At 62.8% G+C, this 8110-nt stretch carries 3 protein-coding genes; all 3 read right to left on the bottom strand.

The genetic code is table 11. The features are described from left to right. Positions 1–896 (bottom strand): condensation domain-containing protein (locus tag MOV75_RS19460; RefSeq protein WP_247006406.1); only part of this gene is annotated, 896 nt, incomplete at its 3' end. 20 nt (positions 897–916) lie between these two features. After that, positions 917–7963, bottom strand: a complete 7047-nt coding sequence (locus tag MOV75_RS19455; protein WP_246928860.1) for a non-ribosomal peptide synthetase — start codon at positions 7961–7963, stop codon at positions 917–919. A gap of 21 nt (positions 7964–7984) precedes the next feature. Then, positions 7985–8104, bottom strand: coding sequence for a hypothetical protein (locus MOV75_RS42960; RefSeq protein WP_369010463.1), 120 nt, complete (start codon positions 8102–8104; stop codon positions 7985–7987). Positions 8105–8110 lie beyond the last annotated feature (6 nt).

Here is an 8110-nt window from a genome sequence, read left to right as displayed (position 1 = left end):
CTCCAGCGCGACAGCACCGCCTGGAACGCCGCCAGCAGCACCATAAATAAGGTCGCGCCCTCCTGGCGCGCCAGCGAGGCGAGCGTGCGGCTCAGGCCAGACGACATCGCAAAGCTGTGCCGTGCCCCACGGAAGCTCTGCACCGCCGGACGCGGCCGGTCGGTCGGAAGATCGAGCATCGCCGGCACGCCGGAGAAGCGCGACCGCCAATAGGACAATTGGCGCTCCAGCACGGCGCCCTGCAGGCGCTGGCGCTGCCAGATCGCATAATCCGCATATTGAATCGGAAGGGGCGGCAGGGAGGGCTTCTCGCCTTGCGCGTAGGCCGAATAGAGCGTGCTGAGCTCGCTGATCAGTATCCCCAGCGACCAGCCGTCGAAGATCATGTGGTGCAGCACCAGCAGCAGTGCATGCTCCTGCTCAGACAGTTTCAGCAGGGCGCTGCGAAAGAGAGGCGCAGTGGCCAGATCGAAGGGAGTCCGCGTCAAATCCGCCAGCTGGCGGCGGAACTCCGCTGATTGATCCTCACCAGCCAGCGCCGACAGATCGGTCAGAATCAGATCAATCCTGATATCGGCTTCGACGAACTGAGCGGGCGCCCCATTCTCCAGCCCCGCTCGCGTCCGGAGCGTCTCGTGACGGCGGACCAGCTCGCTCAAACTGCGTTCGAGCGCGTCGAGATTCAGCTCGCCCTTGAACCGGAGAGAGGCCGGAATGTTGTACTCGCTTCCCCCAGGCTGAATTTGATCGAGCACCCACAACCGCTCCTGGGTGAAGGACAACGGAACCGGATCCGCATGATCGCGCGGGCGCAACTGCGGCTCGGCGCTTGCAACACCCGCATTCATCAGAAGAGCCAGAAGCTCCGCCCGCTCGATCTCCAGCGTCTCCGCCACGCCGCCCTCGTATCCCATCGCTATCCACCCACCTTCATGCGCTCCAATGCCGCCTTGATCTCCTCGGGCGACATCGACGCGATCTGCGCCCGCAGATCAGACTCGCGATCCGCCTGAGGCGTGTTCGCTTGCTTCTCGACCTTCAACGCGAGGTCAGCGATCGTCGGTGCTTCGAACACCACCCGCAGCGCCAATTCGATGCCGAATGTCTCGCGCACGCGAGCCATCATACGCGTCGCCAGCAACGAGTGGCCGCCGAGCTCGAAGAAATTGTCGTGCACTCCGACCTTCTCCAGCCGCAGCACCTCGCACCAGATGCCCACCAGTCCTCCCTCCGTTGATGTACGAGGCGCCTGATAGACGACTGCAGCCTTCCGGCCCGGGCGTATTGCCGGGGTACGCAAGGCGGTCACGATCTCACCGACCGTCCGCAACTCCGCGGCGACGAGTCGGCCGAAGCGGTGGCTCGCAACCTTGAAGTCCAACTGGGTCGAGGGCTGCGTAGCTTCACGCTGTTCCGGAATGACATCAGGAACGGCTTCCGCCAACTCCATCGTGCCGGCTTCCCTGCGGCGCTGAAGCGCCGCGGCGAGATCGGACAGAGAGAAAAGACATGTCGCATTCAGCTCGGGAGATGCGCCGACGAGCCGGCAGAGCTCACGCAGGAAAGCTTGCGCTGGCATGTTTCGTGGCGTCGGCCGGAAATCGAAGCTCAACCGATCACCGCCGGCCTTCCGCGCTTCCTCGACCAGCCGCTCGACGATCCTGAATTCCACATCGCGCCCGAGCACACGACAACTGAGCGCGAACAGCTCGACCCGCCAGACTTCCGCCGACCGGTCGAGAACCAGCAGGCCCGACTTACCGTAGTCGCCAAATCTGTCGCTGACGTCGATGATGAAGCTGAGCCTGGCTGGCGACCCGATAATGGCCCTGACGTCGCCATCGCCAAGCTTCAGCCCCGTCGTGTTGAACTGAGTCGTCCGCTCCGTGATCTGGACCACGCGGTCGACGTCCTTCGCCTCAGCCATCTGGGGAATGATCTTGAGCTCAAGCCCCCTGATGAACTCCTGCAGCGATGGCGAATGCCGGCGCTCGTCGTGCCGCAGCCGCTCCTCGCGATAGCGTCGCGTCCGTTGCCGATCCTCCGAAGTCGCTCCCGCCCCGTCGAACATCCAAAGACGATCGAGCAGATTGGCGATTTCGACGTCTGACGACGGCAGCGCAATTGTCAAAACGTCAGGCTGCTCGGCCTCCATGCGCGCGCATTCGATTGGATCATCGTCAAGGAACACGAAGCTGTTCAGCGCGAGATCCAGCTCCTTCGCCAGCTCCGCGATGGCCGCAGGCTTCGGACCCCAACCGATCCGGTGTGACGTGATGTCGTCGAGCGAGAGGACCATGTCTGGATTGGCTCGGAAGACCTCGAGCGCGTCTGCCTCGTTGTTTCGACTGCAAAGACAGACCAGAACGCCCTTCCCCGACAATTGAATCAGATACTCCTGTAACAGTCGGCGTCCATGCGTGATCGTCACGCCGTGCGGACCGTCCTCACCGCAGATGCCCTTCCAAAGCGTATTGTCACAGTCGACGACGATCACTTTGTAGATGTGCCGATTCACCTCGAGCAGAGTGCGAACCGCGCTGGTGGCCGCGGAGGCGAAGAACGGCGGGCTGTAAGGAATGCTGGCGACCTTGTCGAGGTAGCTGTCGTGTACGGTCGCCAGCTTGAGTGCTTTTGCGGTGTCATCAAGGGACAGCAACCTGACCTGAGGAATGGCGCGGCATGCATCGACCAGCCGCTGCTCGATGACCTCCAAGCGCAGCGCATCCTTGCGACTTGCGAGCACGTCGGGCGAAGCCGGACAGACGCCGACCAGACAATAGCCCTTGCCGGCGGCCGCCGCATCGCGAAGCAGCGTGACGAACTCCTCGGCATTGCGCTCGATGGCCTTGATATCGAGCGTTTCGCGCTGATCGTCGTCCGCTTGCGACGCAATCCGCCGGCCCCAATCTTCCAACCTCAGGAGGATCAGATGGACCTGTCGCGGATCCATGCTGAGCGGCCGCTCCGCCAGCAGGCTCTGCAGAATCTGGTTATATCCTGTGGTCTTGATCCGCGCCGTGAGCCCCATTCGTTCCATCCAGAGCCACAGCGGGTCCACGATCGGATCTGCCGTGAAGGTGCTGGAGATCGCGATTTCGATCGCGGGCGGCGACAGCAGGGCGCCGATCTCGCTCAATTGCTTCTTCGGAGCGCCGACGATCGTTTCGAGTGCGAGCGTGTATTGCCGCAGCAACGCGTCCATCGTCGCCCGATTGAACAGCGCCGTCGAATACTCGAACCACCCAAACAGAGCGCCATCCGCCGTTTGATAGAGAAACAGGGAGAGGTCGAACTTGGACGTCGTCCCCTCTCCGAGCACCCATTGCCAGTTCAGACCAGGCAGCTTCGGCGAACCTCCCGGCATGTTCTGGAGCGCGAACATCACCTGGAACAGCGGCTGGCGCGACAGGTCGCGATCCGGCTGAAGCTCCTGCACCAACCGCTCGAATGGAAAGTCCTGGTGCTCGTAGGCCTCCAGCGACACTTTCTTGATCCGATCGATCAATTCGTCGAACGAAGGATCGCCCGACAGATCAGTCCGCAGCGCAAGCGTGTTGACGAAGAAGCCGAGAAGCCCCTCGAGCTCCTGTCGGGTGCGCCCTGCGATCGGCGTGCCGACGACAATGTCGTCCTGACCGGACCAGCGGGACAGCACGACCTTGAACGCCGCCAGCAAGATCATGAACAGCGTGGCACGCTGCTCGCGTGCCAGCGCATCCAGCGAATGGCTGAGTGCTGATGGCAGCGCGAATTGAAGTGTTGCTCCCTGAAAACTCTGGACTGGCGGACGCGCGCGATCCGCTGGCAGCTCGATCGCCGCAGGGGCGCCCGCGAGCTGCGCGCGCCAATAGTCCAGACGCCGTTGGAGATTTTCTCCTTGAAGCCAATCCCGCTGCCAGCAAGCATAGTCGGCATATTGCAGTCTTGGTTCCGGCAGGGGCGAATCCCCGCCCGACGCGTAAGCGCCGTATAGCCGCGTCAATTCACCGATCAAGACACCGCGAGACCAGCCGTCGGAGATGATGTGATGCAGCACCAGCACGACGGCGTGCTGGTCTTCTCCCAGTTTCACCAGCGTAGCGCGCAGAAGAGAGCCGGCAGCAAGATCGAACGGCAGCGCGGTTAGCTCGTCGACCCTTCGCTTCAACTCCTCCTCGCGCTCGGCTGGCTGCAATCCAGACAAATCCTCCACAGCCAGCGGTACCTCCAACGCGTCGTCGATCACCTGGACCGGGTTTCCGTCCCGCACCTCGAAATGGGTTCGCAGCACTTCGTGCCGCCGCACGATCTCGCCCAGGCTCCGCTTCAGGGCGTCCATGTCGAGCACACCGCTCAGCCGGAACGCGATCGAGATGTTGTATTCGCTCCCTCCCGGCTGAAGCTGGTCCAGAATCCAGAGCCGCTCCTGCGCGAAGGACAGCGGGACTGCGGCGCCCCCTTTTCGCTCTTGCGCGACCAGCGCGGGTAGCGACCAACGTCCCTCGCCTTCCAGGCGGTCGATCCGCTCTGCGAGCTCATGCAACACCGGCGCCTCGAAGATTGCGCGCACGGGGAGCTCGACGGCAAAGCGGTCCCGAACACGCGCGATAACTCGCGTCGCGAGCAGCGAGTGCCCGCCCAACTCGAAGAAGTCGTCTAAAATGCCGACACGCTTCTGCTGCAGCACTTCGGCCCAGATTGCGGCGAGCGTCTCCTCCGTCGGGGTCCGCGGCGGGACGCACTCGACAGCCGCCTGGACCTCGTCACCGACCGTGGGCAAGGCCTGGCGATCGACCTTGCCATGCGCAGTGCGCGGCAACGCGTCCAGCACCACGATCGCGGACGGCAGCATGTGTTCGGGCAGCGTGCCCTTGAGGAATCCGCGAAGCCCGGCGACATCGATTGTCTGTCCGCTTTCCGGAACCGCGTATGCGACGAGCTTCCGTTCGGTCAGTGCGGCGCCCTTCGGCAGCACGATCGCCTGGCGCACAGCCGGATGGCTCAGCAGCGCCGCTTCGATCTCGCCGAGCTCGACGCGGAAGCCGCGGATCTTGAGTTGATTGTCCTGTCGTCCGAGATACTGGACCGTCCCGTCCGGCTGGAGCCGCCCGAGATCGTTGGTGCAATAGAGCCGTGCACCGTCGCCGAACGGATTGGGCACGAACTTGCTGGCGGTCAGTGCGGCGCGCCTGAGATAGCCACGTGTCAGATTGTCACCGCCGACATAGATCTCGCCGACCACTCCCGGTGGGACCGGATTCAACTCGCGATCGAGAACATAGACCTGGCAGTTCGGCAGGGGCTTGCCCAGCGGAACGTTGGGGATATCGGTCGAAAGGTCGGAGGTGATCGGATAAGTCAGCACGCCGATCGTCGTCTCCGTCGCGCCGAAATGATTGAAGATGCGAGAGCGGGGGTTGAGCGCTGCGGTCTTCTTCATCCAGCTCGTCGGCGACGGTTCGCCGGCAACGATCACGAGGACCGGGAGCAGTTCCTGCGGCCGCGCACTTTCAGCGATCAGCGCCGCAAGGTGTGAGGGCGCTATCTTGAGGCTGTCGATATCATTCTCGACGAAATATCGTCTACATGCTTCGGCATCGAGCGCGCGATCGCGACTTATGATGTGAAGCGTCGCCCCGGACAATAGCGCCGGGTAAAGGACCGAGATGACCGAGCCGACCGTGAGCGACTGCACCATCGCCATGTTGCGCAGACCGTCGAAAGGAAGCCGGTGCTTCACTCCGAAGGTGTAGTTCACGGACTGACGATGCTCGTTCATCACCCCCTTCGGCTTGCCGGTCGAACCGGACGTGTAGATGACGTACGCGAGATTGTGCGGGTGAGCGAGATTGACGGGCGCGGTGAGGGGATGTTCGTCGATCAGGGTTGAATCGGCGTCGAGCCTTACGCGGCGCACGTCGACGGAGCCGAGCGAACTCTCCACGTTCGCCTGCGTGACCACGAGCGACGCGCCGGCATCATCCAGCATGTAGGCAGTTCGTTCGACCGGATAAGCTGGATCCAGCGGCAAATAGGCTCCGCCGGCCTTGAGAATTCCGAGCAGTCCGACGATCATGTCGATGGTGCGATCGATGCATATTCCGACGACGCTCTCCGGCCCGACGTCGAGACCACGCAGATGATGGGCCAGGCGGTTAGACCGCTCGTCGAGCTCCCGGTAGCTCAATCTGCTGTGCTCGGAGACCAGCGCGATCGCGTCCGGCGTCCTCGCGGCCTGCTCCATGAACAATTCATGTAGCGTCTTGTCCACGGGAAAGTCCATCGAGGTCTGGTTCCAATCATCGATGAGCTTGGACTGCTCCGAACGGTCAAGCAGCGGCAGCTCCCAGATCGGCTTGTTCGGATCGCGGACAATGCCCTCCAGCAGACTGCAATAATGCTGGAGAAGCTGTTCGATCGTCGCACTCTCGAACAGGTCTACATTGTAGACGGCGAACAGCTTCAATCCGCCGACGTTCCTGAAATACAAGGTCAGGTCGAACTTTGCTTCATTGCCGCCCATGACCGCCAGCGGGCTGCGTTCAGGCGGCCCTTTATGAGGCGCGACGGCCATCGGCTCGTGCGGGAGCTTGGCTGCGGCGACGGGCACGGCAAGCGGGGGCCGATGTTCGGGCGCTGGTGCTGCGTGGCTTGTGGGCGTTGTGGTTTGGCGTCCCCGACCGGCGCTCTCGACTGGCTTTGCGCGCCGCGCTTCGAAGTCCAGCGCGTTAAACAAGACCTGGAAGATCGGATGACGGGAAAGATCGCGCGCGGGCTGCAATGCCTCCACGATCTTCTCGAAGGGGACATCTTGATGATCGTATGCGCCCAGCGCAACGTCCTTTACGCGGCCGACCAGTTCGCGGAAGGTCGGATTTCCCGACAGGTCCGTCCGCAGCACCAATGTGTTGACGAAGAACCCGATCAATCCCTCAAGCGATTGCGCGTTGCGGCCGGCCATGGGGCTGCCGACAACGACATCCTCCTGACCTGACCAGCGTGCGAGCAGAAGCTGGAATGCCGCCAGCATCACCATGAACAGCGTCGTGCCTTCCGCGCGGGCGAGATTTTCCAGCGAGGCAAGCAGCTCGGGCGGCAGCACGATGTGCACGCCTGCACCTTTGAAGCTCTGCACTGGCGGACGTATGCGGTCCGTCGGCAGTTGCAGGACGGACGCTCCCGCGAGCGTTTTGCGCCAATATTCGAGCTGCTGTTCCAGCGCGTTGCCCTGCAATCGCTTCCGCTGCCAGCGGGCATAGTCGGCGTACTGCACGGGCAGTTCGGGCAACGGTGACGGCTTCTTGTCCAGGAATGCCCTGTAGAGCGTGTCCAACTCGGTATTGAGAATGCGAACCGACCACCCGTCGCAAAGGATGTGATGAATGACGACAAGAATGAGATGATCGTCGGCCGCAAGCTCGAAGACTCGGACACGAAACAGCGGTCCGCGCTCGAGGTCGAACGGCTTCGCCCCTTCCTCGTGGGCGCGGCGGCGTCCCTCCTCTTCCCCGACGCCTTGCAGATCCTCGCGCTCGAGTTTGAACAGACCGGGAGGGTCGATAACCTGCCTCGCTTCGCCGGACTCATTTTCGAAGCGCGTGCGCAACACCTCGTGACGCCGCACGACCTCGGCGGCCGCCTGCTCGAAAGCCGCGTGATCGAACCCGCCGCGAGACCTGCTGATGGCGATCATGTTGTATTCAGAGCCGCCGGGCTGGAGCTGATCGAGGAACCAGAGGCGCTCCTGCGCAAAGGAAAGCGGCAGCACGTCGGGCCGCGGCGAGTTGACGAATTGGAGGAATTCACCGGCAGTGTCGCTCTTCCGAAGATGTTCGGCGAGTTCGGAACGCCGCTCGTTGATCTTGGTCTTGAGCGCGATATCCAGCGCGCCACGGGGCGCGCGGATCGTCAGCTCATTGCCGACGAGATGAAGCTTGGCACCGGTCTTGTGGACTTCGTCGAGCAGCTCGATCACAGACATGACACATCCCATCAAATAACGTTAGACGTTGATCACTTCCTCTTCCCAATCGTCGGGCAGGATCCGCTGCGCGAGATCGGCGAGGACCGGCGTCTCGAACAGGGCGCGGAGCGGGAGGTCGACGCCGAGGCGGTCGCGCACGCGCGC

Origin of the sequence: Bradyrhizobium sp. PRIMUS42 (assembly GCF_023006515.1) — a bacterium.
GTDB lineage: Bacteria > Pseudomonadota > Alphaproteobacteria > Rhizobiales > Xanthobacteraceae > Bradyrhizobium.
The sequence above is the reverse complement of the archived record's forward strand: the minus strand, read 5'-3'. Positions and strand labels throughout refer to the sequence as shown.